Genomic DNA, 26757 nt, shown 5'->3' with positions numbered 1-26757 from the left:
CGCGCACCTGACGCAGGCCGGGTTTCAGCCGCGGCTGGCCTGGTAGATGCGGAAACCGTCGGCGTCCGCCAGGGTCTGGCAGGGGCCGATGTATTGCTCGATCAGCGCGGGGTACCTGAGGAAGCGGTTGGCCACCAGGCGTATCTGCCCGCCGGGCCGCAGGTGCTGGGCGGCATGGCGCAGCAGGTCCTCGCTGGCCTGGTAGTGGGTGTGCACGCCCTGGTGGAACGGCGGATTGCTGAGGATGGCGCTCAGGGCATGGGGCGCGGCGGCAATGCCGTCGCCACTGACGACCTCGGCCTCCAGGCCATTGGCGGCCAGGGTCATGCGGCTGCTGGCCACGGCGAAGGCATCGACGTCCAGCAGGGTGACCCGGCTGTCCGGGTAGCGGCGTTTCAGCACCGCGCCGAGCACGCCGGCGCCACAGCCGAAATCCAGCAGGTGGCCGCTGGGCAATTGTCCGAGGTGTTCGAGCAGCAGGGCGCTGCCGACATCCAGGCGCCCATGGCTGAACACCCCGGGCAGGGTGACCACGCTGAGCGGGCCGTCATCCAGTTGCAGCTGGTAATGCTGCGCCAGAGCATCCAGTTGCGGCGTTGCCGGCGCCTGCTCCACGCGTACCTGCCAGAGCTGGCAATGGCGGGCGCTGTCCAGCTTGCGCGGCGTACCGTAGGCGCCCATTTGCCTGGCCGCCCGCTCCACGCCGGCGCGCTTCTCGCCGACCAGATACAGCAGGCCCCCGGACAGCCGCGCCGCCAGGGCATCGAGCAGGTAGGCGGTCAGCTCGCGGGATTTGGGCAGAAACAGCACCGCCGCGTCGAAGGCGCTCTGCGCTGGCGTCACGCCGAAGCTGCAGCGTGCGCCGAAGCGTGTTTCAAGGAGGGCCTGGTCGCCCGCATGCCAGCTCCAGCCTTGCGCCGCCGGCAAGCGGCCGAGCAGGTCGTCGGCCGGCAGGCCGGCGAGCAGCAGCGAACCGCCGAACAACTCGGCCTGACGCAGCAGCACTTCGCTTCGCGGATCCATGACACCTCCCCGGCAAAAGCGCGAAGGGTAGGGGGGCCAGCCTCAAGCTGCAAGCCTAAAGCTACAAGCGAAGCGGGGAGCCTTCAGTTCACTTGCCGCTTTGCCTGGCCAGACAGAAAACCTGCCGCGTTCTCGGCCAGTTGTCCGACGATCCGCTGGCGCGCCTCGCGGCTGCCCCAGGCACTGTGCGGGGTGACGATCAGCCGGGGGATATCCTCGGCCAGCAGCGGGTTGCCGTTCCTGGGCGGTTCCTCGGTCAGCACGTCCGTGGCGGCGCCGCCGAGGTGCCCGGCGCGCAGGGCGTCGGCCAGCGCCTGTTCGTTGACCAGGCCACCGCGGGCGGTGTTGATCAGGAAGGCGCCGGGTTTCATCAGGGCCAGTTCCCTGGCATCGATCAGGTTGCGGGTCTCAGGGGTGAGCGGGCAGTGCAGGGTCAGGGCGTCGACCTGGGGCAGCAGCTCATCCAGGGGCAGGCGATCGGCGCGTGGCGGGCGCCCGGGCAACTGGCCGAAGATCACCCGCATGCCGAAGGCTTCGGCGAGCCTGGCCACGGCACCGCCCAGTTCGCCATGGCCGAGCAGGCCCAGGGTCTTGCCTTCGAGCTCGACGATGGGGTGGTCGAGAAAGCAGAACATCGGCGACTGTTGCCAGCGTCCGGCGCGGATATCGCGCTGGTAGTCCGGCAGGCGGGTGGCCAGGGCGAGCAGCAGCATCAGGCTGTGCTGGGCCACCGAGGGGGTGCCGTAGCCCTGGCAGTTGCAGACGCTGACGCCCTGTTCCCGGGCGGCGCCCAGGTCGACGTTGTTGGTGCCGGTGGCGGCGACCAGGATCAGCTCGAGTTCCGCGCAGGCGGCGATGGTCCTGGCATCGAGCTGTACCTTGTTGCTGATCGCCACTTGGGCGCCTTGCAGGCGTTCGACGACCTGATCGGGCGTGCTGCTGTCGTGCAGGATCAGCTCGCCGAACGCCTCCCGCAACGGCGCCATGTCCAGGTCACCGAGATCCAGTGACGCGTAGTCGAGAAATACCGCGCGGCTTGCATTGCTCATCAGCTGTACCTTTTGTGCGAGTCGGGTGGGGGCGTAGAGTGCAGCCTATCAGAAGCTTTTCCTGTTCTTCCCCGTTGCGGAGCCGCTATGTACTGGATGGAATTCTTCACCGTGGCCCTGATCCACCTGCTGGCGGTCGCCAGCCCGGGGCCGGATTTCGCCATCGTGGTGCGCGAAAGCGTCGCCCATGGCCGGCGTACCGGGGTGTTCTGCGCGCTGGGCGTGGGCAGCGGGATCTTCGTCCATGTCGCCTACTCGCTGCTCGGCATCGGCCTGATCGTGTCGCAGTCGATCGTGCTGTTCAACGCCCTGAAATGGCTGGCGGCGGCCTACCTGCTGTACATCGGCTGCAAGGCGTTGCGGGCCAGGCCGGCCCGGGTCGAGGCCTGCGAGGAACAGGCGCCGGCCACGCCGCGCACGGGCAAGGGCGCCTTCGTCACCGGCTTCGTCACCAACGGCCTCAACCCCAAGGCCACGCTGTTCTTCCTGTCGTTGTTCACCGTGGTGATCAACCCCCACACCCCGCTGCTCGTTCAGGGCGGTTACGGCGTCTACCTGGCCGTGGCCACGGCACTGTGGTTCTGCCTGGTGGCGCTGCTGTTCAGCCAGCAGCGGGTGCGCAGCGGCTTCGCCCGCCTGGGGCACTGGTTCGACCGCCTGATGGGCGCGGTGCTGGTGGGGCTGGGCATCAAGCTGGCGTTCACCGAGCTGAAGTGAGTTCCGACCTGCAGCCATCGCCCGGTTCGGCAGGTCGGGCCAGGCTGCTGGCGACCCCAGGCGGCACGAGCCCTGTCTTACAGCAGCTCCACGGCGATTGCCGTGGCTTCGCCGCCACCGATGCAGAGCGAGGCGATACCGCGCTTGCCGCCGGTCTGGCGCAGGGCATTGAGCAGGGTGACGATGATCCGCGAGCCGGTGGAGCCGACCGGGTGGCCCTGGGCACAGGCGCCGCCGTAGATGTTGACCCTGGCCGGGTCGAGGCCGTGTTCGCGGATGGCCAGCATGGTGACCATGGCGAAGGCCTCGTTGATCTCGAACAGGTCGACCTCGTCCTTGTTCCAGCCGACCTTGCGCAACAGGTTGCTGATCGCGCCGATCGGCGCGAGGGTGAACTCGCTGGGGTCCTGGCTCTGGGTGGCGTGCCCGACGATTCTGGCCAGCGGCCGCAGGCTGCGCCCTTCGGCCTGTTCGGCGGTCATCAGCAGCAGCGCGCTGGCGCCGTCGGAGATGGAACTGGCGTTGGCGGCGGTGATGCTGCCGCTCTTGCTGAAGGCGGGCTTGAGGGTGGGGATCTTTGCCAGGTTGGCATTGCGCGGCTGCTCGTCCTCGTTCACCAGGACCACGCCCTGGCGGGTGGAGACGCTGACCGGAACGATCTCGGCGTCCAGCACGCCAGCGGCCATGGCCGTCTGCGCGCGTTTCAGCGACTCGATGGCGTAGGCGTCCATCTCTTCCCGACCGATGCCGTACTGGTCGGCGGTCTCCTGGGCGAAGGAGCCCATCAGCCGGCCACTGCGGGCATCCTCCAGGCCATCGAGGAACATGTGATCCTTGACCTCGCCATGGCCCATGCGCAAGCCGCCGCGTGCCTTCTCCAGCAGGTAGGGGGCATTGGACATGCTCTCCATGCCGCCGGCGAGCATCACCTGGTTGCTGCCGGCCTTGATCAGGTCGTGGGCCAGCATCACCGCTTTCATGCCCGAACCGCAGAGTTTGTTGATGGTGGTGCAACCGGTGGCGCTGGGCAGGCCGGCGCCGAGTGCGGCCTGGCGTGCGGGGCCCTGCTTGAGTCCGGCAGGCAGGACGCAGCCCATGATCACTTCCTCCACGTCCTCGGGGGCGATACCGGCACGGGCGATGGTTTCACGCAGGGCGATGGCGCCCAGTTCCACGGCCGAGACGCTGGACAGGCTGCCCTGAAAACCGCCCATGGGGGTGCGGGCGCCGCTGACGATGACGATATCGGACATGCTGTTACCTCTGCGCATAGGGTTCGATTCGGCGGTGTTTCAAGACCGCTTGTTGGATTCGATTCTATATCGTGACCGAAAATTAATGCACGGTCACATTGCAAATCATTCTTTAGGCTGATGGCGAGGGCTCTGCCACGGCGCTAGTGTCCGTATCCACATCCTGCTAACCCGGGGGCGGCGATACCGCGCGCAGCGCCCCGAGCCCATAACAATAGTCCAGCAGACAGGTATGCCCATGTTGTCGACCCGTGTCCTCGCGCCATCCGCCAGCGCCCATCACTATCCCTTGCTGATCAAGCACCTGCTGTTGTCCGGCAGCCGTTACGAGAAAACCCGGGAGATCGTCTACCGCGACCGGTTGCGCTACAGCTACGCGACCTTCAACGAGCGTGTCGCGCGCCTGGCCAACGTGCTCAGCGAAGCGGGGGTGAAGGCGGGCGATACCGTGGCGGTGATGGACTGGGACAGCCACCGCTACCTGGAGTGCATGTTCGCCGTGCCCATGCTCGGTGCCGTGCTGCACACCATCAACATCCGTCTGTCGCCCGAGCAGATCCTCTACACCATGAACCACGCCGAAGACCGCTTCGTACTGGTCAACAGCGACTTCGTGGCGCTCTACCAGGGGATCGCCGCCCAGCTCGAGAGCGTCGACAAGACGCTGCTGCTGACCGATGGCGAAAACAAAAGCGCGGATCTGCCCGGCCTGGTCGGCGAATACGAGCAACTGCTGGCGGCGGCCAGCCCAAGGTACGCGTTCGCCGATTTCGACGAGAACTCGGTCGCCACCACCTTCTACACCACCGGCACCACCGGTAATCCGAAGGGGGTGTACTTCACCCATCGCCAGCTCGTGCTGCACACGCTGTCCATGGCCAGTACCGTGGGCTGCCTGGACAGCATCCGCCTGATGGGCAGCGATGACGTGTACATGCCGATCACGCCGATGTTCCACGTGCATGCCTGGGGCGTGCCGTACGTGGCGACCCTGCTCGGCATCAAGCAGGTCTACCCCGGGCGCTACGAGCCGGAGATGCTGTGCAGCCTGATCAAGGGCGAGCAGGTCACCTTCTCCCATTGCGTGCCGACCATTCTGCAGATGCTGCTCAACGCCCCGGGCGCCCAGGGGCACGATTTCCAGGGGCTGAAAATCATCATCGGCGGCAGCGCCCTCAATCGGGCCACCTACGATGCCGCCAAAGCGCGCAACATCCAGCTGACCGCCGCCTATGGCATGTCGGAAACCTGCCCGCTGATTTCCTGCGGCTACCTCAACGAGGAACTGCGTGCCGGCAGCGAGGACGAACGCATCACCTACCGTATCAAGGCCGGCGTTCCGGTGGCGCTGGTCGAGGCCGCGATCATGGACGCCGATGGCAACTTCCTGCCGGCCGATGGCGAGACCCAGGGCGAGCTGGTGCTGCGGGCGCCCTGGCTGACCCAGGGCTATTTCCGCGAGCCGGAAAAGGGCGAGGAGCTGTGGGCCCATGGCTGGATGCACACCGGCGATGTGGCGACGCTCGACAGCATGGGTTTCATCGATATCCGCGACCGGATCAAGGATGTGATCAAGACCGGCGGCGAGTGGGTGTCCTCGCTGGAGCTGGAAGACCTGATCAGTCGCCACCACGCCGTGCGTGAAGTGGCGGTGGTCGGCGTAGCCGACCCGCAATGGGGCGAGCGCCCCTTCGCCCTGCTGGTCGGCCACGACGGGCAGGCACTGGACGCGAAGATCCTCAAGGAGCACCTCAAGCCGTTCGTCGAGCAGGGCCACATCAACAAGTGGGCCATTCCCACGCAGATCGCGCTTGTTACCGAAATTCCCAAGACCAGTGTGGGTAAGCTGGACAAGAAACGCATTCGCCTGGATATCGCCCAGTGGCAGGCGGCTGGAAGCGCCTTCCTGTCGACCCTGTAAGGCACGGCTTGCGTACCGCCGAAATGTGACTGATCAGTCAAACAAGCGTTTGGCTTGCTAATTGCTGTTTTCAAGCCATTCTTGGCTTGTCGCGGATGGGACTGATCCGCCGAAACCAGCGAGCCAGAGTGTCTCGGGCACTGCAAATCACACTTTCGAGGGATCAAGCAGTTCCGCCCGCTGGCTATAGTCACAGCAGCCATAACAAAAACAAACGGAGTAGCGTCGATGACAATCACAACAAGGCCGTTCTGGCGTCTGGCAAAACTGCCGCTGGCCGTCAGCCTCGCATCAACCCTCGCCAGCCCGGCATTCGCCGTCAATTTCAATATCGGTGAAATCGAAGGGCAATTCGACTCGGCGCTGTCCGTGGGCGCCAGCTGGTCGACCGCGAAGGCGGACAAGGACCTGATCGGCGCCAACAACGGTGGGCGAGGGCTGTCCCAGACCTCCGACGACGGGCGCCTGAATTTCAAGCGTGGCGAGACCTTCTCGAAGATCTTCAAGGGTATCCATGACCTCGAGTTGAGGTACGGGGATACCGGGGTTTTCGTGCGTGGCAAGTACTGGTACGACTTCGAACTCAAGGACGAGGGCCGCGAGTTCAAGGACATCAGTGATTCCAACCGCAAGGAGGGCGCCAAGTCGTCAGGCGGCGAGATCCTCGATGCCTTCGTCTATCACAACTATGCCATCGCCGATCAGCCGGGCACCGTGCGTCTGGGCAGGCAGGTGGTGAGCTGGGGGGAAAGCACGTTCCTGCAGAACAGCATCAACTCGATCAATCCGGTCGACGTAGCGGCTTTCCGCCGGCCCGGCGCGGAGGTCAAGGAAGCGCTCATCCCGGTCAATATGTTCTATGTGTCGCAGAGCCTGACCGACAGGCTGTCGATGGAGGCCTTCTATCAGATCGAATGGGATCAGACCATCACCGAGAACTGCGGCACATTCTTTTCCCAGGTCGATATCATCTCCGACGGCTGCGACAACAACCTGGCCGTGCTGAGCACCCGTGACACGGTCTACAACTCGCTGCTGGCCGCGACGGGCGGCAATGCCGCCCTCGCCAATGGCGTGCTTCAGCAACTCGTCGGCGCCGGCGCGACCTGGGGCAATCCCGATGAAGGGGTCATCGTGCGTCGCCATGGCGATCAGGATGCCCGCGACTCTGGCCAGTGGGGCGTTGCCTTTCGCTATCTGTTCGAACCGCTCGATACCGAGTTTGGCGCCTATTTCATGAACTACCACAGCCGGGCGCCGATATTCAGCGGCGTGGCGCCCAGCGCTGCCGGCCTGGCGACGGCCAATGCCGTCGCCAGCGCGCTGGCCGGCACGGTCGGCGCCGCCAACGCGGCACGCCTCGGCGCCCTGCCGCTGGCCGGCTCGGGTGGCTACTTCGCCGAGTACCCGGAAGACATCCGCCTGTACGGCTTGAGTTTCTCCACCACCCTGCCCACCGGTACCGCATGGAGTGGTGAAATCAGCTATCGCCCCAATGCGCCGGTGCAGCTGAACAGCACCGATGTGCTCTATGCCGGCCTGAAGGACATGGCGATCACCGTCGCCCCGGGTGTCGTGGTCAATCCCTACGGCGACGTTTCGCCGCTGAGCGCAGGGGCCGACGGTTTGCTGCACGGCTACAACCGCAAGGAAATCACCCAGATCCAGACGACCTTCACGCATTTCTTCGATCAGGTCATGGGCGCGTCGCGTCTGACCCTGGTCGGTGAAATCGGCTGGACGCACGTGGGTGGTCTGGAGAGCACACGCGATGTCCGTTACGGACGCGACCCCGTATTCGGCTCGGCGGGCGACATGTGCGTCACCGTCAACACCGGCACGGCGGGTCCCAACCCGGATCAGGGCAACATCGCCAAGGGCTGCGATCGTGACGGTTTCACCACCAGCAACTCATGGGGCTACCGGACCCGGGCCATCTGGGAGTACCCGGACGTGATCGCCGGCGTCAACTTCAAGCCCAACGTGGCCTGGTCCCATGACGTGAAAGGCTATTCCCCGGGCCCTGGCGGCAACTTCGAGGAAGGTCGCAAGGCGATCAGCCTGGGCCTCGATGCCGAATACCAGAATACCTACACCGCCAGCCTGGCCTATACCGACTTTTTCGACGGCAAGTACTCCACCGTCCACGACCGTGATTTCATTTCGCTCAGCTTCGGCATGAACTTCTAAGCGGCCCGTATTCTCGAGGAAGACAGATTCTATGAAAACAACAAAAAGACTCTTGCAGACCGGCGCCCTGACCCTGTCGTTGCTGGCTTGCGGCGTGATGGCCGCGGTTTCTCCGCAGGAGGCCGCCAAGCTGGGCACCTCGCTGACGCCGCTCGGCGCGGAAATGGCCGGCAATGCCGATGGCAGCATCCCGGCGTGGACCGGTGGGCTGCCGGTCAATGCCGGCGCGGTGGACGCCGCCGGCTTCCTGGCCGACCCGTTCCCCGACGAGAAACCGCTGTTCATCATCACCGCGCAGAACGTCGAGCAATACAAGGACAAGCTGACCCCCGGGCAGTACGCGATGTTCAAGCGTTATCCGGAAACCTACCGCATGCCGGTCTTCACCACGCACCGTACCGCCACGGTGCCGGAGAGGATCATCGCCGCGACCAGGAACAACGCGGTCAATACCCGGCTGGTGCAGGGCGGTAACGGCCTGGAGAACTTCGACCAGGCCAACCCCTTCCCGATTCCGAAGGACGGCCTGGAGGCGATCTGGAACCACATCACCCGCTATCGCGGCGGCAGCGTGCGGCGCAACGTCGTCCAGGTGACCCCGCAGGCCAACGGTTCCTACAGTCCGGTCAGCCTGCAGGAAGAGTTCGCCTTCCGCGGGTCGTTGAAGGATGCCGATACCAGCAAGCCGAGCAACGTGCTGTTCTACTTCAAGCAGCGGGTGACGGCGCCCTCGCGGTTGGCGGGCAACGTGCTGCTGGTGCACGAGACCCTCGATCAGGTGAAGGAGCCGCGCATGGCCTGGCTGTACAACGCCGGTCAACGCCGTGTGCGCCGTGCGCCGCAGGTTTCCTATGACGGCCCGGGTACTGCGGCCGATGGCCTGCGGACCTCGGACAACCTGGACATGTACAACGGCGCGCCGGATCGCTACGACTGGCAGCTGATCGGCAAGAAGGAAATCTACATTCCCTACAACAGCTACCGCCTCGATTCGCCGAAGCTCAAGTACAGCGACATCGTCAAGGCCGGCCACATCAACCAGGATCTGACCCGCTATGAGCTGCACCGTGTCTGGCACGTGACCGCGACCCTGAAACAGGGCGAGCGGCACATCTATGCCAAACGCGATTTCTACATCGACGAGGACACCTGGCAGGCCGCTGCGATCGATCACTACGACGGTCGCGGTACCCTGTGGCGCGTGGCCGAGGCCCATGCCCAGTACTACTACGACAAGCAGGTGCCGTGGTACAGCATCGAAACCCTCTACGACCTGCTCTCCGGCCGTTACCTGGCGCTGGGCATGAAGAACGAGGAGAAGCGTGCCTACGAGTTCGACTATCCCGCCAGGGAAAGCGACTACACGCCAGCGGCCTTGCGCCAGGCCGGCGTCCGCTGAGCCAAGCGAAGGGATGGGCCTAATGCCGTCAGTTAGGCATTGGGCCCGCAAAACGGCGGTTTGCCCTGGCCCTGTGGGAGCCGCGACCCCGCGGCGATTGCAGGTCGCACCACTGGTCTGCGGGATGGCCGCCATCGCATCGCGCCGAGGTCGATGCTCCTGCATGGGCAGCGGTTCGCTGCTCTTCTGTCGGCGCCCCCTGCTCCTACAAAAAACCTCATCTGGTCGGCCTTAGCCAGGGCCCGGCTTTTTTCCCTCTGCGCCAGCGCCGTTGCCCGCTTCCCGGCCGAGCGGGACTGACGCATCCTGAATCATCCATGGCGCTTATCGAGGCTTCAAATGCGCCAGGCAAGGGTCTAGTCTCAAGGTATCCGCGCGACCTGCCGCCGGCCTGTCCAAGAACCCGGGTGATGACCGACCTGCTTCCCTCTCCGCGCTTTGCCTGCCCCGTTCCGTCGGCCGTCGATCGGCAGGGGCATTTCTTCCGCCCACCGCTGCCCACGGCTTATGTGCAGCGTCCGCGCCTGTGCCAGCGCCTGGAGCAAGGGCTGGAGGGACGCCTGCTGCTGATCAGCGCCCCGGCGGGTTTCGGCAAGAGCTCCCTGGCCATCGAATTCTGCGAGCGCCTGCCGGCGCACTGGCAAAGCCTGTGGCTGGGGCTGAGTGCCCGTGACAGCGAACCGGGGCGTTTTCTCGAACGTCTGCTCGGTGGCTTGCAACCGTTCTTCCCCGGGCTGGGGGAGGAAGCCCTGAACCTGCTCAAACTGCGCCAGCGCCATCAGCCCTTCGCCTTCGAGGAGTGGCTCGACGGGCTGCTCGACGAACTGGCCGTGCGCCTCGAGCCCGGCCAGCCACTGCTGATCGTGCTCGACGATTATCACCTGGCCCAGGGCGCGGTTCTCGACGGCTGTCTGCAGTTCCTGCTCAACCATTTGCCGAACGGCCTGCTGTTGCTGGTCACCAGCCGTCAGCGTCCGCAATGGCACCTGGCGCGTCTGCGCCTCTCGCAGCAACTGCTGGAGCTGCATGAGCAGGACCTGCGCCTGAATGACCAGGAAATCGCCTCGCTGCTGGCGCGGCAGGGCGCCAGCCTGTCGGCCGCGGCACTGGCCAGCCTGCAGCAGCGCAGCGAAGGCTGGGTGGCCGGCCTGCGCCTGTGGCTGCTGGCGGCGGACGAGTCCGCCGAGTCCGTGGCGGGCCTGGCGCAGCCCCATGGGGCCCAGGGGCTGATCCGCGACTACCTGCTCGAGGAGGTCATCGAGCGGCAGCCCGTGGACGTGCAGACGTTCCTGTACCAGACCGCCGGCCAGGAGCGCTTCTGCGCCGAACTCTGCGACGCCCTGCGCGACGGCCACGACAGCGCCGCGATCCTGCGGCATCTGCAGGCGCACCAGGTATTCCTGGTGCCGCTCGACGAGCAGGGCAAATGGTTTCGTTACCATCATCTGTTCTCCGATCTGCTGCGCGCGCGGCCGGCGGGGCCATCTCCCGCGGCGCGCCACCTGCGCGCCTGTGGCTGGTTCGCCGCCCAGGGCCTGATCGACGAAGCGGTGGAGCAGGCCCTGCGCGCGGGGCAGCCCGATGTGGCGGCCAACCTGGTGCAGAACCTGTCCGAGGAAAAACTGCTCGGTGAGCAGAACGTCGCCACCCTGCTGCGCTGGAAGACCAACCTGCCCGACAGCCTGCTGGCCAGCACGCCGCGGTTGATCGTCCTGTACGGCTGGGCGCTGGCATTGGCCTGCCAGCTGGATGCGGCCGAGGAACTGGTCGGCCAGTTGCAACGCTTCGTTCCGGCTGCCAGTGCCGCCCAGCAACGCAGCCTGATGGCGCAATGGCTGGCGCTGAGCGGGGTGATCGCGCGTGGTCGTGGCGACAGCGAGCGGGCCCGGCAGTACTGTGAGGCGGCGCTGATCGACCTGCCCCAGGAGCGCTACGGGCAGCGTCTGATGTGCCTGTCGACGCTGGGCAACCTGGCTATCGTGCAGGGCGATTTCTGGCAGGCCCGCGGGCTCAATCGCCATGCGCTGGAGCTGGCGCAGCGGGTCGGCAACCCGCTGTTCGAGGCCCTGGCCCATTACGACCGGGCGCGTACCCTGCAGATGCGTGGCGAGGTGCTGCGGGCGCAGGACGAAGTGGAGCAGGGGCTGGCCCGCTTGCGCGATCTGCCACAGCGGCCCCACGTCGCCCATGCACGGCTGCGCATCTATCAGGGCCATCTGCTCGCCTTGCGCCTGCGCCCGCAGGAGGCCCGCGAGCGCCTGCGCGGCGCTATCGATGACGCCCGCGCCTGTCGCGACATCAGCCTGCTGCCGGGGCACTGTTCGCTGGCCGCCCTGGAGGGGCGGGCGGGGAACTTCGCCGAAGCCTTCGCGCAACTGGCCGAGGCCGAGCGGTTGATGCACATATGGGACGTGCCGGCGATCTACTACCTGGCGATCATCACCCTGAACAAGTGCGAGTTGTGGCTGGCCCAGGGCAGGACCGAACTCGCCGGCACCTGGCTGGAGCGCCTGGCCGAAACCTATTGCGGCGAGGCCGCCGCCGCGGCGCCGGAGTTCCATCCGCAACTGCCCGTGCATATCGCCTTGCTGCAGGCGAACCTGGCCGCCGTCACTGGCCGCCAGGAGGAGGCTGAACAACGCCTGCGCGGCCTCTGCCAGGCTCGCGCGGAGGGCGGCGACAGCCTGCCAGGGCTGATGGCCCGCACGCAGTTGACGGCGTTGTTGCGAGCCGCGGGCCGTGAGCGCGAGGCGCAGTTGGAACTGGGGATCTGTGTGCAGGCCGTCTCCGGTGGCGCCCTGCTACCGTTCCACTGTCTGTTGGCCCAGCAGGGCGATTGGCTGATCGAGCGCCTGCGCGGTTATCCGCAGTGTCCACTGCGTCGGATGCTGCTCGGCGAGTTACCGAGCATGCCACCCGGTCCGCCCGGCAGTGGCGCGGTGCCAAGCGCGCTTGCCGAAGCCTTGAGCAGCCGGGAGCTGGCCGTGCTGCAACTGATCGCCCAGGGCTGCTCCAACCAGGAGATCAGCGACCGCCTGTTCATCTCCCTGCATACGGTGAAAACCCACGCCCGGCATATCAACAGCAAGCTCAACGTGGAGCGGCGCACCCAGGCGGTGGCGCGGGCCAAAGGCCTGGGGCTGCTGAGTTGAGGTCGTTCTGCCGACGGCGCCACAAGATATCTGGCCAGGCGCTTGAACGGGCAGGGTCATTGCGGCCACCCTGTATTCCTGACCTCATCAAGACCGCCTTGCACAGGAACATCCATGCCCTCCACTGTCCCCAGCCTGATCCGCGAAACCTTTCCCGTCGGCCCGTTGCAGTGCAACTGCAGCATCATCGGCGATCCGCTGACCGGCAAGGCCATGGTGGTCGATCCGGGTGGCGATCCGGAGCTGATCATGGCGCGCCTGGAGGCGTTGGGGCTCAAGGTGGTCAGCATCATTCACACCCATGCCCATCTCGATCATTTTCTCGCCTCGGGACAGATGAAGGAGAAGACCGGGGCGACGCTGCACCTGCACAAGGACGATCAGTTCCTCTGGGACAACCTGGAAATGCAGTGTCGCCTGTTCGGCGTGCCCTACGTGCCGGTACCGGCGCCGGACCGGTGGCTGGTCGATGACGAGGCGCTGGCCTGTGGCTGTGGCGTGGCGTTGCACACGCCAGGGCATACGCCGGGCTCGATGAGTTTCTGGTTTCCCCGGGCCAAGCTGCTGATCGCCGGCGATACGCTGTTCCGCCGTGGCATTGGCCGTACCGACTTGTGGGGCGGCGATTACGCGACCATCGAGCGCTCGATCAGGCAGCGCCTGTACCGCCTGGATGAAGACGCCTGCGTGGTGACCGGCCATGGTGCCGATACCCGGCTGGGTGACGAGATGCGCGAAAATCCATTCGTCCGGGCTTGAGAAACCGGCTTTAGTGTAGGCTCTGCCGGGAACTTGACGGTGCTTACCGGCTCGAAGGGGCGCCGCCAGTTATGGCGGGCCACAAGAAACCTGACACAACACGCACGAATGCAAAGGAATCATCCATGAAGAAGTGGCGTCATCTGCTAGCCGCAAGCGCGGTTCTGACTGTTCTGGCCGGCTGTACGACCAACCCCTATACCGGTGAAAGCCAGGCGGGCAAGGCCGGTATCTATGGCGGGCTCGGCGCGTTGACCGGCGCGGCGGTCGGCGCCGCCACATCGAGCAAGAAGGATCGCGGCAAGGGCGCGCTGATCGGTGCCGCCGTGGGTGGCGCGGCGGGCGGCGGCTATGGCTACTACGTCGATACCCAGGAAGCCAAGCTGCGCCAGCAACTGCAGGGTACCGGTGTGCAGGTGCAGCGTAACGGCGATGACCTGAAGCTGATCATGCCGGGCAACATCACCTTCGCCAGCAACTCGGCGGATATTTCCAGTAGCTTCTACCCGACGCTCAACTCCCTGGTGCTGACCTTCAAGGAGTTCAACAAGAACGGGGTGAACATCGTCGGCCATACCGACAGCACCGGCTCCGCCGAGCTCAACCAGAACCTCTCCAACCGCCGGGCCCAGAGCGTGGCCTCGTACCTGTCGAACAACGGTGTCGCGGCGTCGCGCATCTCCGCCTATGGCGCCGGCCCGAGCCAGCCGATCGCGAGCAACGCCAACGAAGCCGGCCGCGCGCAGAACCGCCGCGTGGAAATCAACCTGCGTCCGCTGTAAGCGGGCGTCGTCGCGTTCTGCGGCCAATGGAAGAGGCCTCCTGCTCAGGAGGCCTTTTTCGTATCCGCCAGCTGTCGTCCGGCCGTCAGCCCGTGCAGGTCGGCCAGCCGGGCGTCCTTGTCGGCCCACAGCTGGTTGATCCATTGCTGGAAGCGCAGGCGATAGGTTTCGTCCTGATCGTAGTTGCGGCCGATGAAGTCCGCCGGAATCGGCAGGTGCTCGAGGCTCACCACCACTTCGTGCACTTCGCCGCTGAGCAGCGCCCAGAAGCCGGGGCTGCCCTGGGGGTAGTGGATGGTGACGTTGATGATGCCGTGCAACTGCTCGCCCATGGCGTCGAGCACGAAGGCGATGCCGCCGGCCTTGGGTTTGAGCAGGTAGCGGTAGGGCGATTGCTGTTCCCGATGCTTGGCCCGGGTGAAGCGCGTGCCCTCGACGAAGTTGAAGATGCCCACCGGGTTGTTGCGGAACTTGGCGCAGGTGCGTCGCGTGGTCTGCAGATCCTTGCCCTTCTTCTCCGGGTGCCTGGTCAGGTAGGCCTTGGAGTAGCGCTTCATGAACGGGAAACCCAGCGCCCACCAGCACAGGCCGATGACCGGCACCCAGATCAGTTCCTGCTTGAGGAAGAACTTCAACGGGCGGATGCGCCGGTTGAGCAGGTACTGCAGCACCAGAATGTCGACCCAGCTCTGGTGGTTGCTGGTGACCAGGTAGGAATGCTGGTAATCGAAGCGTTGCAGGCCCTCGACCTGCCAGCGCGTGGCGCCCAGCAGGTCCATCCAGGCCTTGTTGCCGCTGATCCAGGCTTCGTGGATGACGTTCATCAGCCGGTTGCACAGGCGCTCTACGGCGGCGAACGGCAGGACGATCCTGAGCAGGGTCACGGCGAACAGTGGCCAGCACCAGAACAGGGTATTGAGGGCCAGCAGGCTGGCTCCGAGCAGGCCGCGAAGGGGAGCGGGCAGAATGTGCAGCATGGCAGAGCGGGTCTCCGAAAACCGATGATCCCCGGCCCGCACTAAACAGGCCATGGAAAAACGTGGGCGATGGCAACGCAGGTAGTTTTGCAACGGTCTGCTGAGCCCGGCCGGGGCGACTGGCGCACAGGGTAACCGTTGCCCAGCGAACTGCAAGCCCGTGCAGATGCTGCCGGCGGCGCCCCTCCTTGGGCGCCGGGGCGGCGCCTCATTTCGGCAGGTTGGCGGCCTGGATCGCGGTCAGGGCGATGGTGTAGACGATGTCGTCCACCAGGGCCCCGCGCGAGAGGTCGTTCACCGGCTTGCGCAGGCCCTGCAGCATGGGGCCGACGCTGATGCAGTCGGCACTGCGCTGTACCGCCTTGTAGGTGGTGTTGCCGGTATTCAGGTCGGGGAACACGAACACCGTGGCGCGGCCGGCCACCTGGCTGTTGGGCGCCTTCTGCCGGCCGACGCTTTCGATGGCGGCGGCGTCGTACTGCAACGGGCCGTCGAGCAGCAGGTTGGGGTTGGCCTGCCTGGCCAGGCGCGTGGCTTCGCGCACCTTTTCCACTTCTTCGCCGCTGCCCGAGTCGCCGGTGGAGTAACTGAGCATCGCCACCCGTGGCGGAATGCCGAAGGCCGTGGCCGAGGCCGCGCTCTGCAGGGCGATTTCCGCCAGTTCCGATGCGCTCGGATCAGGGTTCACCGCGCAGTCGCCATAGACCACCACCTGATCCGGCAGGAGCATGAAGAACACCGAGGACACCAGCTTGTAGCCGGGGGCGGTCTTGATCAGTTGCAGGGCCGGGCGGATGGTGTTGGCGGTGGTGTGCACGGCCCCGGACACCAGCCCGTCGACCTCGTCCAGGGCCAGCATCATGGTGCCCAGCACCACGCTGTCCTCCAGTTGCGCGCTGGCCATGGGCGCGTTCAGGCCCTTGCCCTTGCGCAGCTCGACCATGGGCTCGACGTAGCGTTCGCGGATCAGGTCCGGGTCGAGGATCTCCAGCCCCGGCGGCAGTTCGATGCCCTGGGCCTGGGCCACGGCGTGCACGTCCTCGGCCTTGGCCAGCAGCACGCAGCGGGCGATGCCGCGCGCCTGGCAGATGGCCGCGGCCTGCACGGTGCGCGGTTCGGCGCCTTCGGGCAGGACGATGCGCTTGTTCGCCGCCTTGGCCTGCTGCACCAGTTGGTAGCGAAACGCCGGTGGCGACAGGCGCAGTTCGCGCGGCGTGCCGCAGCGGGCGGCGAGCCAGTCGTGGTCGATATGGCTGGCGACGAAGTCGGCGACCTTCTCGGCGCGCTCCTTGTCGTCGACCGGGATCTCCTTGTTCAGGCGGTTGAGGTTGGTCGCCGTGTCGTAGGAGCCGGTGCTCACGGTCATCACCGGCAGGCCGCTCTGCAGGGCGCCGCGGCACAGTTCCATGATCCGTGGATCGGGGGCGAAATCGCTGCACAGCAGCAGGCCGGCCAGGGGCATGCCGTTCATCGCCGCCAGGCTGGCGGCGAGGATGATGTCGTCGCGATCGCCGGGGGTCACCACCAAGGTGCCGGGCTTGAGCAGTTGCACGGTGTTGGCCACCGCCCGGGCGCAGAGCACGATCTTGAGCATGCGCCGCTGTTCGTAGTCACCGGCATTGAGCACCCGGGCGCCTAGCAGGTCGGCGATGTCGCGGGTGCGTGGCGCGTTCAGCTCTTCCAGCCAGGGAATGCAGCCGAGCAGGCGGAAATCGTCATGGCGCAGCAGCGAGGAATGCTCGTGCAGGCGTTCGGCGAACGCCTCCAGGCCATCGTCGCTGCGCACCTTGTTGAGGATCACGCCGAGTACCTTGGGGTCCTTCGGCCCGCCGAATTGCTGGGCCTGGATTTCCACGCGGTCGCACAGTTCGTTGAGGCTTTCCTGCTCCGGCGCCGACACCAGGATCACATCGGCGTCCAGGCTCTTGGCCAGGTGGAAGTTGACCCGCGCGGCGTAGCTGGCCTGGCGCGTCGGCACCATGCCTTCGACGATGACCACGTCCTTGCCCAGGGCGGCCTCCTGATAGAGGCTGATGATCTCTTCGAGCAACTCGTCCAGGTCGCCATCGCCCAGACGCCGTTCGACATGGGCCAGGGCCAGTGGCTTGGGCGAGTGCAGGCCGTGGGTGCGGGCGATCAGCTCGCTGGAGCGCTCCGGCCCGGCATCGCCCTGGTGGGGCTGGGCGATGGGCTTGAAGAAGCCGACCTTGAGCCCGGCACGCTCCAGGGCGCCGACCAGGCCCAGGCTGATGGAGGTGAGGCCGACGCCGAAACCGGTGGGGGCGATGAAGAAGGTATGCATGGTTTCTCCAGTCTTGTCAGGCGAGCGCCGCCTGTCGTTTGCTGCCGAGCGTGGCGACCGGGCCCGGGCTTTGTCGCCCTGCCCGGCATGCCGGTCCAGGTGGCAGGTCGGCGCTCGTGGCTATTCAGGTATCGAGCAGGGCCAGGGTGTCCAGGGCGATCTGCCGCTCCTCGTTGGTGGGGATCACCAGCACGCGCGGGTGGTCGGCGGCCTGGATGGGCCCGCTGACGCCACGGATGCAGCGGGCGTTGGCGTCCTCGTCCAGGGCCAGGCCGAGCAGGCGCAGGTGGGCGACGGTCTTGCTGCGGATCAGCGGCGAGTTCTCGCCGATGCCGCCGGTGAAGATCAGGCCGTCGAGCCTGGGCAGGGCGCAGCTCATGGCCGCCAGGGATTTGCTCAAACGGTAGCAGAACACCTCGATGGCCAGGGTGGCGCCGGCATGGCCCTGTTCGCGCGCCTGCTCCAGGCTGCGCATGTCGTTGGACAGCCCGGAGAGGCCGAGCAGCCCACTGTCGTGATTGAGCATGCGATCGGTCTGTTCCAGGCTCCAGCCCAGGGTGCGCGCCAGGTGGCTGTGCAGGTTGGGGTCGACATCGCCGCTGCGGGTGCCCATCACCAGGCCTTCCAGCGGTGTCATGCCCATGCTGGTGTCGCGGCTCTGGCCGTCGACCACGGCGCAGGTCGAGCAGCCATTGCCCAGGTGGGCGACCAGCCAGCTGCTGTCCGTGACGGCCAGCCCGGTGACCTCGGCGGCGCGCAGGCTGACGAAGCGGTGGCTGGTGCCATGGAAGCCGTAGCGGCGTACGCCATGCTCGCGGTACAGCTGTTGCGGTACCGCGTAGCGGTAGGCGTGCTCGGGCAGGGTCTGGTGGAAGGCGGTGTCGAACACCGCGACCTGGGGCAGTTCGGGATAGAGCGCGAGGGCGGCCTCGATACCCAGCAGGCTGGCCGGGTTGTGCAGCGGCGCCAGTGGCGCGATGGCGCGGATCGCATCGATCACCTCGGCATCCAGGCGCTGGGCGCTGGTGAAGCGCTCGCCGCCATGTACCACGCGGTGGCCGATACCGTGCAACTGGCCGTCGGCCGCTTCCTGGACCATGGGCAGCAGGTGGGCCAGGGCGCTGCGGTGATCGCCTCCGGCGATGGCCAGGCTGTGCTTGGCATTATCGCGTTGCCAGTGCAGCACCGCGTCGGTGCTGCCCAGGCGTTCGGCCAGGCCGCTGATGGCGAACTGCGCCTGGTCGGGTTTGACCAGGGCGAACTTGATCGATGAACTGCCGCAGTTGATCACCAGAATATTGCGTGAGGGCATTCAAGTGTCCTTGTTGTTGTTACTGGCGGTGGGCGTGCCGTGCGCTACTGCTGCGACACACCAGCCGCACCTGAAGTTCTGTCCTATGTGGGCGCGGCGCTGGGTTTCGTCGAGCACCCAGGCGCGATTCTGCCATGGCGGCTGGTGACGCAGGTGTTGAGTATGGCCACAAGATAAGACTGCCACCCAGTGACCGTCCTCGTCCTGACGAAAATCAACCAGGGTCTGTTGTGCCGGCATCGTCAGTCGCCGTGCCGCGGCCGTGATGAAGCGGCGCGGCGAGCCCATGCCACAGCGTTGCCCGCGGCCCGTCCGTCAGGGCTCGGGTCGCTTTCGTGCGCCCCCTTGGTTAAACTCCGGTCTTCTACATTCCTGAGCAAAAGGTCTCGCCCCATGCTGATCGCCGCCAATAAGGCCGTTTCCATCGACTATACCCTGACCAACGATGCCGGTGAGGTTATCGATAGTTCCGCTGGCGGCGCGCCGCTGGTCTACCTGCACGGTGCCGGCAACATCATCGTCGGCCTGGAAAAGGCACTGGTCGGCAAGCAGGCCGGTGACGAAGTGAAAGTGGCCGTCGAACCCGAGGAAGCCTACGGCGAGTACAGCGCCGAACTGGTGGCCACCCTCAACCGCTCCATGTTCGAAGGCGTCGACGAGCTGGAAGTCGGCATGCAGTTCCATGCCTCCGGCCCGGACGGCGGCATGCAGATCGTCACCATCCGCGAACTGGACGGCGACGACGTGATCGTCGACGGCAACCACCCGCTGGCCGGTCAGCGCCTGAACTTCGCGGTCAAGGTGGTCGACGTGCGTGACGCCAGCGCCGAAGAAGTGGCCCACGGGCATGTCCACGGCGAAGGTGGTCACCACCACTGATCGCCGTCCGTATGTCGGGCCATGGCCTGCCATTGGTGGCCGCCCGCCATACGTGACTGCTAAGCTGTCGTGGCTAAAAGGGCGCCTTTGAGGCGCCTTTTTCGTCCCCTGATCGACCTTCGTTTGCGTTACCCGGGAGCAAGTCATGAGCGCCTTTCACGACCTCAATCTGCGTGCACTGGATGGCCAGGATCTGCCTCTTGCACCCTTCAAGGGCAAGGTGTTGCTGGTCGTCAACGTCGCTTCGAAGTGTGGCCTGACGCCACAGTACGCCGGCCTGGAGCGGTTGCAGCAGCAATACCAGTCCCAGGGCTTCAGCGTGCTCGGCCTGCCCTGCAACCAGTTCGCCGGGCAGGAGCCCGACAGCGAAGAGGCGATCAGCCAGTTCTGCAGCCTGAACTACGGCGTGACCTTTCCCCTGAGCAGCAAGCTGGAAGTCAACGGCAGTGGTCGCCATCCGTTGTACCGCCTGCTGGCGGGCGAGGGCGCCGAGTTCCCCGGCGACATCACCTGGAACTTCGAGAAATTCCTGGTCGGCCAGGATGGCCGCGTGCTGGCGCGCTTCTCGCCGCGTACGGCCCCGGATGATCCGGCGCTGATCCAGGCCATCGAAAAGGCGCTTGGCTGAAGCGCTCGCTGATCCGCCACCGAGCCGATTCCCCCGCCTGGCGCTGACAGCCATGCCCAACCGAGCCATACCACCCATCGCCGCGGGGTCGCGGCTCCTACACCACGGGGGCTGTCAGCGACCCCGTAGGAGCCCCGACCTCGGGGCGATGCGATAGTGGCCATTGCGTTGAGATAGATCCTTTCACGTTACGCCTGTGCCCCGTCGGTCTTGCTGGCCGCCAGCGCAATGCCCTGGGTATCGAAAGCAACCTGTCTTCATTCGCCATGATCACCGCCATCGATAGTGCTGGTGAACCTGCCTTGAGCCACTCTATTCTGGCGCTCCGATACGTTCCGGCGGTGCTCCCGTGCGCCGCCACTTCCCGTCCGCCACGCTCCGGCCACTCTGTCCGCCGGGGTTGAAGCGCCTGTTGTCTGGCGCCCGAGGAGTCCTGATGAGCAACCCCGCCAGTGTCCTGTTCCGCCCCTTCACGCTCGGCAAGCTGGTGCTGCCGAGCCGCGTAGTGATGGCGCCGATGACCCGTTCCTTCTCGCCGGGTGGCGTGCCCAATGCCAAGGTGGTCGAGTACTACCGGCGCCGGGCGGCGGCAGGCGTTGGCCTGATCGTCACCGAGGGCACCACGGTTGGCCACAAGGCCGCCAACGGTTATCCCGACGTGCCGCGTTTCCATGGCGAGGATGCCCTGGAAGGTTGGCGCCAGGTGGTCGAGGCGGTGCATGCCGAGGGTGGGCGGATCGTGCCGCAGCTCTGGCACGTGGGTAACGTGCGCAAGCTGGGAACCGAGCCGGATGCCAGCGTGCCGGGCTATGGCCCCTGCGAGAAGGTCAAGGATGGCCGCGTGGTCGTGCATGGCATGAGCGAGGCGGATATCCACGAAGTGATCGCCGCCTTCGCCCAGGCCGCCCGGGATGCCCAGCGCATCGGCATGGACGGCGTCGAGATCCACGGTGCCCACGGTTACCTGATCGACCAGTTCTTCTGGGCCGGCAGCAACCAGCGCAGCGATGGCTACGGCGGTGATCTGGCCCAGCGCTCGCGTTTCGCCATCGAGCTGATTCAGGCGGTGCGCGCCGCCGTGGGTGCGGATTTCCCGATCATCTTCCGCTTCTCCCAGTGGAAGCAGCAGGACTACGGCGCGCGTCTGGTGCAGACCCCGGAGCAACTGGCGGCCTTCCTGCAGCCGCTGAGCGAGGCGGGCGTGGACATCTTCCATTGCTCGACCCGGCGTTTCTGGGAAGCCGAGTTCGACGGCTCGCCCCTGAACCTGGCCGGCTGGACGCGCAAGCTGACCGGCAAGCCGACCATCACCGTCGGCAGTGTCGGTCTCGATGGCGAGTTCCTGCAGTTCATGGTCGCCACCGACAAGGTCGCCCAGCCGGCCCGGCTCGAGGGGCTGCTCGAACGCCTGCGCCAGGAAGAATTCGACCTGGTCGCCGTGGGCCGCGCGCTGCTGGTCGATCCGGACTGGGCGGTCAAGGTGCGCGACGGCCGCGAGGCGGATATCCTGCCCTTCAGCCGCGCGGCCTTGAGCAGCCTGGCCTGATCAGCCGCTGCGCTGCGCGCCTGGCAGGGGCCGGGGCGCCGCGCTGGCGTTGCGCGGGGTGTTGGGCAGCATGGCCGTGCGCAGCAGTTCCTCGAAGCGTTCGACGATCGTCGACCAGCCTTGCCGGGCTGCGTGCTGACGAGCGTTGAGGCGTACCCGGCGCAGGTTCTCCGGGGTCTCCAGCAGCCATTGCGCGGCGTCGACGAAGCTCTGCGCGTCGTCCGCATTGGCCAGGGCGCCGTTGTGCCCATGCTCGATGTGCTGCGCCGCGGCGGCCTGGTCGAAGGCGACCACGCCGAGCCCCGCGGCCATGGCTTCGAGCAGCACGTTGCCGAAGGTTTCCGAGAGGCTGGGGAACAGGAACAGGTCGGCCGAGGCGTAGTGTTCGGCCAGGGCTTCGCCACGCCGTACGCCGCAGAACAGGGCGTCCGGCAGTTGCTGTTGCAGGCTGGCGCGTTGCGGGCCGTCGCCGACCACGATCAACTTCAGGCGCTGTGTCGGGTAGCGCACCCGCAGTGCGTCGAAGGTGCTGGCCAGCAGGCCGAGGTTCTTCTCCGCGGCCAACCGGCCGACATGCAGCACGGCGATATCCGTTTCCTCCAGGCCCCATTGGCGGCGCAACTCATCGCTGCGCCTGGCCGGGTTGAACAGCCCCGCGTCCACGCCGCGGGCGAGCAGTTCCAGGCGTTCGAAGCCACGGCGCTGCAGTTCGCTGCGCTGGCTGAGACTGGGCACCAGGGTCATGTGCGAGGCGTTGTGGAACCAGCGCAGGTAGTTGGTCAGCAGGCGGGTGAGCAGGGCGATGCCGTAGTGGCCGGTGTACTGCTGGAAGTTGGTGTGAAAGCCGCTGATCACCGGAATGCGCAGGCGCCTGGCGGCGCGCAGGGCGGACAGCCCCAGCGGGCCTTCGGTGGCGATGTAGAGCACGTCGGGCGGTTGCTTGCGCCACAGCCGCAGCAGCTTGTGCCGCGCCGACTGTCCCCATTGCAGGCCGCGGTAGCCGGGCAGCGGCCAGCCGCGGGTGAGCAGCAGGTCGGCGTCCTGGCAGGGGCGCGCATCGTTGCTCTGCCGGGGGCGTATCAGTTGCAGGCGATGACCGCGGGCCCGCAGGCCGCCGACCAGGTGGCCGAGGGTATTGGCCACACCGTTGATTTCCGGGGTGAAGGTCTCGCTGACCAGGGCGATGAATAGCGCGGGAGTGCTCATGACGACAGTGTCGGCCGCCGCCATGTAGCCTTTGTGACGTTAGCGTGGCGTTTGCGTGACGCTGCGCGCGCCGCCTTCGCGCACCCAGAACAGGGTGGCGCCAGCCACCGCGGCCGGCATCATCAGGAGATTGACGACGGGGATCAGCAGCGCGGCGTAGGTGATGCCGCCGAAGCCCAGGGACTGCCAGCGCTTCTCGCGCAGCCAGGCGAGCATGTCCTGCCAGCTCATCTTGTTGTTGTCGGCCGGGTAGTCGATGTACTGGATGGCCATCATCCACACGCCGAACAGCAGCCACAGCGGGGCGGCCACCAGGTTGACCACGGGAATGAACGAGAGGATCAGCAAGCCCAGCGCCCGGGGCAGGAAGTACGCCAGCTTGCGGGCCTCGCGGCCGAGGGTGCGCGGCACCATGGCCAGCAGCTCGGCCCAGCTGAAGGGCGGGAAGGTGTCTTCGCCGCGCACCACCACCTCGACCTTCTCCGCGAGAAAACCGTTGAAGGGCGCGGCGATGATGTTGGCCAGCATGGTGAAGCTGAAGAACACCATCAGCACCACCAGCACCACGAACAACGGCCAGAGGATGTATTGCAGAAAGCTCAGCCAGCTCGGCAGGCTCGGCATGAAGGCGTCGACCCAGCCGCTGAACTGCTGCGTGGCGAAACCGATCAGCAGCACGAACAGGAGCAGGTTGATCGCCAGCGGCAGCAGCACGAAGAGCCGAAGACCGGGGCTCAGCACCAGTTTCAGGCCTTCTCTGAGGTATTGCGGGCCGGACAGCACGGGGGCGGGCATGTCGATGTCTCCTGGGAGCAGAACGTCGCGCGACCTTACCGATTTTGCCCTCCCGGGGAAAGCGCGGCGGCGCTACCAGCCGTTACCGGCGTCATCATAGGCTGCGGCTATGCGCGGGATTGGCAAACGGCATTTCCGTCAGGCGGTACGCCACCTTAGTCTGCACGGCATCCCTTTGCGGAGCCATCCTTGCCTTCCCGCTTTTCGATGGCTCCTTTTTATGCTGGCGGCAGCCGTGCCGTGAGGAGTTCGTGATGTCTGCTACACGCCATGCCCGGGTGATCATTCTCGGTTCCGGTCCGGCTGGCTACAGTGCCGCGGTCTACGCGGCGCGCGCCAACCTCAAGCCCTTGCTGATCACCGGGCTGCAGGCCGGCGGCCAACTGACCACCACCACCGAGGTGGACAACTGGCCCGGGGGTGTCCACGGCCTTACCGGCCCGGACCTGATGCAGCGCATGCAGGCCCACGCCGAGCGTTTCGAGACCGAGATCGTCTTCGACCACATCCAGGCGGTGGACCTGGCTGGCCGGCCCTTCACCCTGATGGGCGACAGCACCCGTTACAGCTGCGATGCACTGATCATCGCCACGGGCGCCAGTGCCCGCTACCTCGGTCTGCCCAGCGAAGAGGCGTTCATGGGCCGGGGCGTATCGGCCTGCGCCACCTGCGACGGCTTCTTCTACCGCAACCGCGAGGTGGCGGTGGTCGGTGGCGGCAACACGGCGGTGGAGGAGGCGCTGTACCTGGCCAACATCGCCAGTCGCGTGACCCTGGTGCACCGACGCGGCGCCTTTCGCGCCGAGAAGATCCTGCAGAACAAACTGCAGGCCCGGGTCGCCGAAGGCCGCATCGAACTCGTTCTCAACGCCGAAGTGGACGAGGTACTGGGCGATGCCTCGGGGGTGACCGGCGTACGCCTGCGCCAGCAGGACGGCAGCGCCCGCACCCTGCAGGTCGACGGGCTGTTCGTGGCCATCGGACATACGCCGAACACGGCGCTGTTCGACGGGCAACTGGCGCTCAAGGACGGTTATCTGCAGGTCAACGGCGGCCGTGAAGGCAACGCCACGGCGACCAGTATTCCCGGCGTGTTCGCCGCCGGCGACGTGGCCGATCAGGTCTATCGTCAGGCGATCACCTCGGCCGGGGCCGGCTGCATGGCCGCGCTGGACGTGGAGCGCTATCTGGATGGCCTTTGAGGGACCTGCACGCCAGTGCGCTATTGCCAGACTCGTGTAGGAGCCGCGACCTCGCGGCGAATCGTGGCCATACCACGGATTCTGCGGAGTGGCCACGATCGCATCGCGCCGGGGGCGACGCTCCTACGCGGTCGGTGGTGTGCCGCGATCCCGTAGGAGCCGCGACCTCGCGGCGAATCGTGGCCATCCCGCGATTTCTGCAGCATGGCCGCCATCGCATCGCGCCGGGGTCGACGCTCCTACGCGGTCGGTGGTGTGCCGCGATCCCGTAGGAGCCGCGACCTCGCGGCGAATCGTGGCCATACCACGGATTCTGCGGAGTGGCCACGATCGCATCGCGCCGGGGTCGACGCTCCTACGCGGTCGGTGGTGTGCCGCGATCCCGTAGGAGCCGCGACCTCGCGGCGAATCGTGGCCATCCCGCGATTCCTGCAGCATGGCCGCCACCGCATCGCGCCGGGGTCGACGCTGCTACGTGCCGGACGCTTGCAGGCCAAGGAGCAAGACGCTATCCACGGACGGCGGCAGGCCCAGGTTTCAGTCCTTGCGGGTCAGCGGTTGCCGCTCGAAGCGCACGGCGCTCAGGCCGCTGCTCATCAGCGCGCGGATATTGCCGTGGTCGTTGCCGTCCGGTGTTGCCAGGACGCTGCGGTAATGCTCGCCGAAGCACAGCAGGCTTTCTTCCTGGCTCAGGCCTTCGAGCAGGGCCAGGCCGAGGGTCTTGCAGGAGCCTTCGTTCTGCCCGGCGGCGTTGTTCAGCGCGCCATTGCTGAAGGCGCTCGGCTGGTAATCGTAGTGTTCGGCGATGAACGCCAGGGTTTCGGCGAAGGCGAAATGTTCGGCGCCGAGGCGGGCGCGGAAGTCGTTCAGGGTACTCATGCTTGTCCTTTCGGGTTACGGGCGCCGAAGGCGGCCTGCTGTTCGGCGCTGGCTTCGGTCTGGTACCTGGCCTTCCATTCGGCGTAGGGCATGCCGTAGACCTCTTCGCGGGCCTGATCCGGGGTCACGTTCAGGTCGAGGTCGTCGGCGGCGGCCTTGTACCATTTGGACAGGCAGTTGCGGCAGAAGCCGGCGAGGTTCATCAGGTCGATGTTCTGCACATCCGGCCGGCTGCGCAGGTGCTGCACCAGGCGGCGGAAGGCGGCAGCTTCGATTTCCAGGCGTTCTTGATCGGTCATGGCGGTGCTCTCTGTGCCGACAGGGACATGGCGGCGATGATAAAAGCCTGCCGGGGGCTCGGCAATGGGCCAGCTCCACGGCGCGGCTGACGGGATGCGCCGCCGCCCGGCGCTCAGCGATGGCCGGCGAGGGTGATCGAGACCGATTCGGCGAAACGCAGGGCGTGGGGCTTGTCGACCTCGACCTCGGCGTAGCGCACGGCTTCGTGGCTCATCACCAGGTCGAGGATCTCCTGGGTCAGGCGTTCGAGCAGAGCGAAGCGATTGCCCTCCACGTGGCCGATGATGGCCTTGGTGATGGTGCGGTAGTTGAGGGCGTGATCGATGTCGTTGTCGCGTACCGCGTCGACGGCCGGGTAGAGGATGGTCAGGTTGATCAGCACGTCCTGCTTGTTGTTGATCTCCTCTTCCTTGATACCGATGAAGGTGCGCAGGCGCAGATCCTTGACGCGGATGCGCGCCATGCCGGGTTCCAGTCTGGGCATCG

At 66.3% G+C, this 26757-nt stretch carries 22 protein-coding genes and 1 pseudogene; 11 read left to right on the top strand and 12 right to left on the bottom strand.

Features of this window, described 5'->3' with window-relative positions; translation table 11 throughout:
• Positions 1 to 24: 24 nt before the first annotated feature.
• Together DNK34_RS12410 and DNK34_RS12405 are read right to left on the bottom strand one after the other, a co-directional pair.
• Positions 25 to 1023 carry a class I SAM-dependent methyltransferase gene (locus tag DNK34_RS12410; protein ID WP_131175202.1) on the bottom strand — a complete coding sequence of 333 codons (999 nt, stop codon included), beginning with the start codon at positions 1021 to 1023 and terminating at the stop codon, positions 25 to 27.
• Positions 1024 to 1106: 83 nt separating this feature from the next.
• The gene (locus DNK34_RS12405; protein ID WP_131175201.1) at positions 1107 to 2072 is read right to left on the bottom strand and encodes a 2-hydroxyacid dehydrogenase; all 966 of its coding nucleotides are present in this window, start codon (positions 2070 to 2072) and stop codon (positions 1107 to 1109) included.
• 87 nt (positions 2073 to 2159) lie between these two features.
• Between DNK34_RS12405 and DNK34_RS12400 the strand changes: the two genes are divergently transcribed.
• A complete protein-coding gene (locus DNK34_RS12400; protein WP_131175200.1) occupies positions 2160 to 2789 on the top strand; it encodes a LysE family translocator in 630 nt (209 codons plus the stop codon).
• A gap of 77 nt (positions 2790 to 2866) precedes the next feature.
• Here the strand turns inward: DNK34_RS12400 and DNK34_RS12395 are convergent, their stop codons facing one another.
• Positions 2867 to 4042: a thiolase family protein gene (locus DNK34_RS12395; protein WP_131175199.1), complete on the bottom strand. Its 1176-nt coding sequence runs from the start codon at positions 4040 to 4042 to the stop codon at positions 2867 to 2869.
• 238 nt (positions 4043 to 4280) lie between these two features.
• Between DNK34_RS12395 and DNK34_RS12390 the strand changes: the two genes are divergently transcribed.
• The 6 genes from DNK34_RS12390 (at position 4281) to DNK34_RS12365 (ending at position 14245) form a co-directional block, all read left to right on the top strand.
• The gene (locus tag DNK34_RS12390; protein ID WP_131175198.1) at positions 4281 to 5963 is read left to right on the top strand and encodes a fatty acid--CoA ligase; all 1683 of its coding nucleotides are present in this window, start codon (positions 4281 to 4283) and stop codon (positions 5961 to 5963) included.
• A gap of 228 nt (positions 5964 to 6191) precedes the next feature.
• On the top strand, positions 6192 to 8153 hold the full coding sequence (locus tag DNK34_RS12385) for a DUF1302 domain-containing protein (protein WP_131175197.1): 1962 nt from the start codon (positions 6192 to 6194) through the stop codon (positions 8151 to 8153).
• A 31-nt stretch (positions 8154 to 8184) separates the two neighbouring features.
• Positions 8185 to 9552 (top strand): DUF1329 domain-containing protein, encoded by a 1368-nt coding sequence (locus DNK34_RS12380; RefSeq protein ID WP_131175196.1) that lies wholly within the window; start codon positions 8185 to 8187, stop codon positions 9550 to 9552.
• A 410-nt stretch (positions 9553 to 9962) separates the two neighbouring features.
• Positions 9963 to 12704, top strand: a complete 2742-nt coding sequence (locus DNK34_RS12375; protein ID WP_131175195.1) for a winged helix-turn-helix domain-containing protein — start codon at positions 9963 to 9965, stop codon at positions 12702 to 12704.
• 114 nt (positions 12705 to 12818) lie between these two features.
• Positions 12819 to 13463, top strand: coding sequence for an MBL fold metallo-hydrolase (locus tag DNK34_RS12370; RefSeq protein ID WP_131175194.1), 645 nt, complete (start codon positions 12819 to 12821; stop codon positions 13461 to 13463).
• 125 nt (positions 13464 to 13588) lie between these two features.
• On the top strand, positions 13589 to 14245 hold the full coding sequence (locus DNK34_RS12365; protein WP_131175193.1) for a YiaD family glycine zipper/OmpA-like lipoprotein: 657 nt from the start codon (positions 13589 to 13591) through the stop codon (positions 14243 to 14245).
• 44 nt (positions 14246 to 14289) lie between these two features.
• Here DNK34_RS12365 and DNK34_RS12360 read toward each other — a convergent pair whose 3' ends face one another.
• From DNK34_RS12360 to DNK34_RS25925, 4 genes and pseudogenes are all read right to left on the bottom strand, one after another.
• Positions 14290 to 15222 (bottom strand): acyltransferase, encoded by a 933-nt coding sequence (locus DNK34_RS12360; protein WP_131175192.1) that lies wholly within the window; start codon positions 15220 to 15222, stop codon positions 14290 to 14292.
• Between the two features lie 208 nt (positions 15223 to 15430).
• On the bottom strand, positions 15431 to 17524 hold the full coding sequence (gene pta, locus DNK34_RS12355) for a phosphate acetyltransferase (protein WP_131175191.1): 2094 nt from the start codon (positions 17522 to 17524) through the stop codon (positions 15431 to 15433).
• A 124-nt stretch (positions 17525 to 17648) separates the two neighbouring features.
• The gene (locus tag DNK34_RS12350) at positions 17649 to 18836 is read right to left on the bottom strand and encodes an acetate kinase (RefSeq protein ID WP_131175190.1); all 1188 of its coding nucleotides are present in this window, start codon (positions 18834 to 18836) and stop codon (positions 17649 to 17651) included.
• Positions 18837 to 19261 (bottom strand): annotated as a pseudogene (locus DNK34_RS25925) (DUF3565 domain-containing protein).
• Between DNK34_RS25925 and DNK34_RS12340 the strand changes: the two are divergent.
• From DNK34_RS12340 to DNK34_RS12330, 3 genes are all read left to right on the top strand, one after another.
• Positions 19230 to 19715: an FKBP-type peptidyl-prolyl cis-trans isomerase gene (locus DNK34_RS12340; RefSeq protein ID WP_131175188.1), complete on the top strand. Its 486-nt coding sequence runs from the start codon at positions 19230 to 19232 to the stop codon at positions 19713 to 19715. The pseudogene DNK34_RS25925 and the gene DNK34_RS12340 overlap by 32 nt on opposite strands.
• Positions 19716 to 19860: 145 nt before the next feature.
• Positions 19861 to 20343, top strand: a complete 483-nt coding sequence (locus DNK34_RS12335) for a glutathione peroxidase (protein WP_131175187.1) — start codon at positions 19861 to 19863, stop codon at positions 20341 to 20343.
• A gap of 436 nt (positions 20344 to 20779) precedes the next feature.
• Positions 20780 to 21889, top strand: coding sequence for an NADH:flavin oxidoreductase (locus DNK34_RS12330; protein WP_131175186.1), 1110 nt, complete (start codon positions 20780 to 20782; stop codon positions 21887 to 21889).
• Here DNK34_RS12330 and DNK34_RS12325 read toward each other — a convergent pair whose 3' ends face one another.
• On the bottom strand, positions 21890 to 23095 hold the full coding sequence (locus DNK34_RS12325) for a glycosyltransferase family 4 protein (RefSeq protein ID WP_131175185.1): 1206 nt from the start codon (positions 23093 to 23095) through the stop codon (positions 21890 to 21892).
• Between the two features lie 39 nt (positions 23096 to 23134).
• On the bottom strand, positions 23135 to 23890 hold the full coding sequence (gene cysZ, locus DNK34_RS12320; RefSeq protein WP_131175184.1) for a sulfate transporter CysZ: 756 nt from the start codon (positions 23888 to 23890) through the stop codon (positions 23135 to 23137).
• 254 nt (positions 23891 to 24144) lie between these two features.
• On the opposite strand from cysZ, the gene trxB reads away from it, so the two are divergent.
• Positions 24145 to 25092 carry a thioredoxin-disulfide reductase gene (trxB, locus tag DNK34_RS12315; protein WP_131175183.1) on the top strand — a complete coding sequence of 316 codons (948 nt, stop codon included), beginning with the start codon at positions 24145 to 24147 and terminating at the stop codon, positions 25090 to 25092.
• Positions 25093 to 25629: 537 nt separating this feature from the next.
• Here trxB and DNK34_RS12310 read toward each other — a convergent pair.
• The 3 genes from DNK34_RS12310 to folX all read right to left on the bottom strand — a co-directional run bounded on the left by DNK34_RS12310 (position 25630) and on the right by folX (position 26755).
• Complete coding sequence (locus DNK34_RS12310) at positions 25630 to 25971, bottom strand: HopJ type III effector protein (RefSeq protein ID WP_131175182.1); 342 nt, start codon at positions 25969 to 25971, stop codon at positions 25630 to 25632.
• Positions 25968 to 26270 carry a DUF1244 domain-containing protein gene (locus DNK34_RS12305; RefSeq protein ID WP_131175181.1) on the bottom strand — a complete coding sequence of 101 codons (303 nt, stop codon included), beginning with the start codon at positions 26268 to 26270 and terminating at the stop codon, positions 25968 to 25970. Before DNK34_RS12305 ends, DNK34_RS12310 begins: the two co-directional genes overlap by 4 nt.
• Positions 26271 to 26383: 113 nt before the next feature.
• Positions 26384 to 26755 (bottom strand): dihydroneopterin triphosphate 2'-epimerase, encoded by a 372-nt coding sequence (gene folX / locus DNK34_RS12300; protein WP_131175180.1) that lies wholly within the window; start codon positions 26753 to 26755, stop codon positions 26384 to 26386.
• Between the last annotated feature and the right edge of the window lie 2 nt (positions 26756 to 26757).

Origin of the sequence: Phytopseudomonas dryadis, assembly GCF_004327355.1 — a bacterium.
Classification (GTDB): domain Bacteria; phylum Pseudomonadota; class Gammaproteobacteria; order Pseudomonadales; family Pseudomonadaceae; genus Aquipseudomonas; species Aquipseudomonas dryadis.
The sequence above is the reverse complement of the archived record's forward strand: the minus strand, read 5'-3'. Positions and strand labels throughout refer to the sequence as shown.

Excerpts from the sequence above, each read along its gene's own strand:
- DNK34_RS12350 (WP_131175190.1), bottom strand. The coding sequence starts at position 18,836 with ATGCCCTCACGCAATATTCTGGTGATCAACTGCGGCAGTTCATCGATC.
- DNK34_RS12330 (WP_131175186.1), top strand. The coding sequence starts at position 20,780 with ATGAGCAACCCCGCCAGTGTCCTGTTCCGCCCCTTCACGCTCGGCAAG.
- DNK34_RS12405 (WP_131175201.1), bottom strand. The coding sequence starts at position 2,072 with ATGAGCAATGCAAGCCGCGCGGTATTTCTCGACTACGCGTCACTGGAT.
- DNK34_RS12360 (WP_131175192.1), bottom strand. The coding sequence starts at position 15,222 with ATGCTGCACATTCTGCCCGCTCCCCTTCGCGGCCTGCTCGGAGCCAGC.
- DNK34_RS12390 (WP_131175198.1), top strand. The coding sequence starts at position 4,281 with ATGTTGTCGACCCGTGTCCTCGCGCCATCCGCCAGCGCCCATCACTAT.
- DNK34_RS12410 (WP_131175202.1), bottom strand. The coding sequence starts at position 1,023 with ATGGATCCGCGAAGCGAAGTGCTGCTGCGTCAGGCCGAGTTGTTCGGC.
- DNK34_RS12400 (WP_131175200.1), top strand. The coding sequence starts at position 2,160 with ATGTACTGGATGGAATTCTTCACCGTGGCCCTGATCCACCTGCTGGCG.
- cysZ (WP_131175184.1), bottom strand. The coding sequence starts at position 23,890 with ATGCCCGCCCCCGTGCTGTCCGGCCCGCAATACCTCAGAGAAGGCCTG.
- DNK34_RS12380 (WP_131175196.1), top strand. The coding sequence starts at position 8,185 with ATGAAAACAACAAAAAGACTCTTGCAGACCGGCGCCCTGACCCTGTCG.
- DNK34_RS12385 (WP_131175197.1), top strand. The coding sequence starts at position 6,192 with ATGACAATCACAACAAGGCCGTTCTGGCGTCTGGCAAAACTGCCGCTG.
- DNK34_RS12375 (WP_131175195.1), top strand. The coding sequence starts at position 9,963 with ATGACCGACCTGCTTCCCTCTCCGCGCTTTGCCTGCCCCGTTCCGTCG.
- DNK34_RS12365 (WP_131175193.1), top strand. The coding sequence starts at position 13,589 with ATGAAGAAGTGGCGTCATCTGCTAGCCGCAAGCGCGGTTCTGACTGTT.
- DNK34_RS12310 (WP_131175182.1), bottom strand. The coding sequence starts at position 25,971 with ATGAGTACCCTGAACGACTTCCGCGCCCGCCTCGGCGCCGAACATTTC.
- DNK34_RS12395 (WP_131175199.1), bottom strand. The coding sequence starts at position 4,042 with ATGTCCGATATCGTCATCGTCAGCGGCGCCCGCACCCCCATGGGCGGT.
- DNK34_RS12370 (WP_131175194.1), top strand. The coding sequence starts at position 12,819 with ATGCCCTCCACTGTCCCCAGCCTGATCCGCGAAACCTTTCCCGTCGGC.
- trxB (WP_131175183.1), top strand. The coding sequence starts at position 24,145 with ATGTCTGCTACACGCCATGCCCGGGTGATCATTCTCGGTTCCGGTCCG.
- DNK34_RS12325 (WP_131175185.1), bottom strand. The coding sequence starts at position 23,095 with ATGAGCACTCCCGCGCTATTCATCGCCCTGGTCAGCGAGACCTTCACC.
- DNK34_RS12335 (WP_131175187.1), top strand. The coding sequence starts at position 19,861 with ATGAGCGCCTTTCACGACCTCAATCTGCGTGCACTGGATGGCCAGGAT.
- folX (WP_131175180.1), bottom strand. The coding sequence starts at position 26,755 with ATGCCCAGACTGGAACCCGGCATGGCGCGCATCCGCGTCAAGGATCTG.
- pta (WP_131175191.1), bottom strand. The coding sequence starts at position 17,524 with ATGCATACCTTCTTCATCGCCCCCACCGGTTTCGGCGTCGGCCTCACC.
- DNK34_RS12305 (WP_131175181.1), bottom strand. The coding sequence starts at position 26,270 with ATGACCGATCAAGAACGCCTGGAAATCGAAGCTGCCGCCTTCCGCCGC.
- DNK34_RS12340 (WP_131175188.1), top strand. The coding sequence starts at position 19,230 with ATGCTGATCGCCGCCAATAAGGCCGTTTCCATCGACTATACCCTGACC.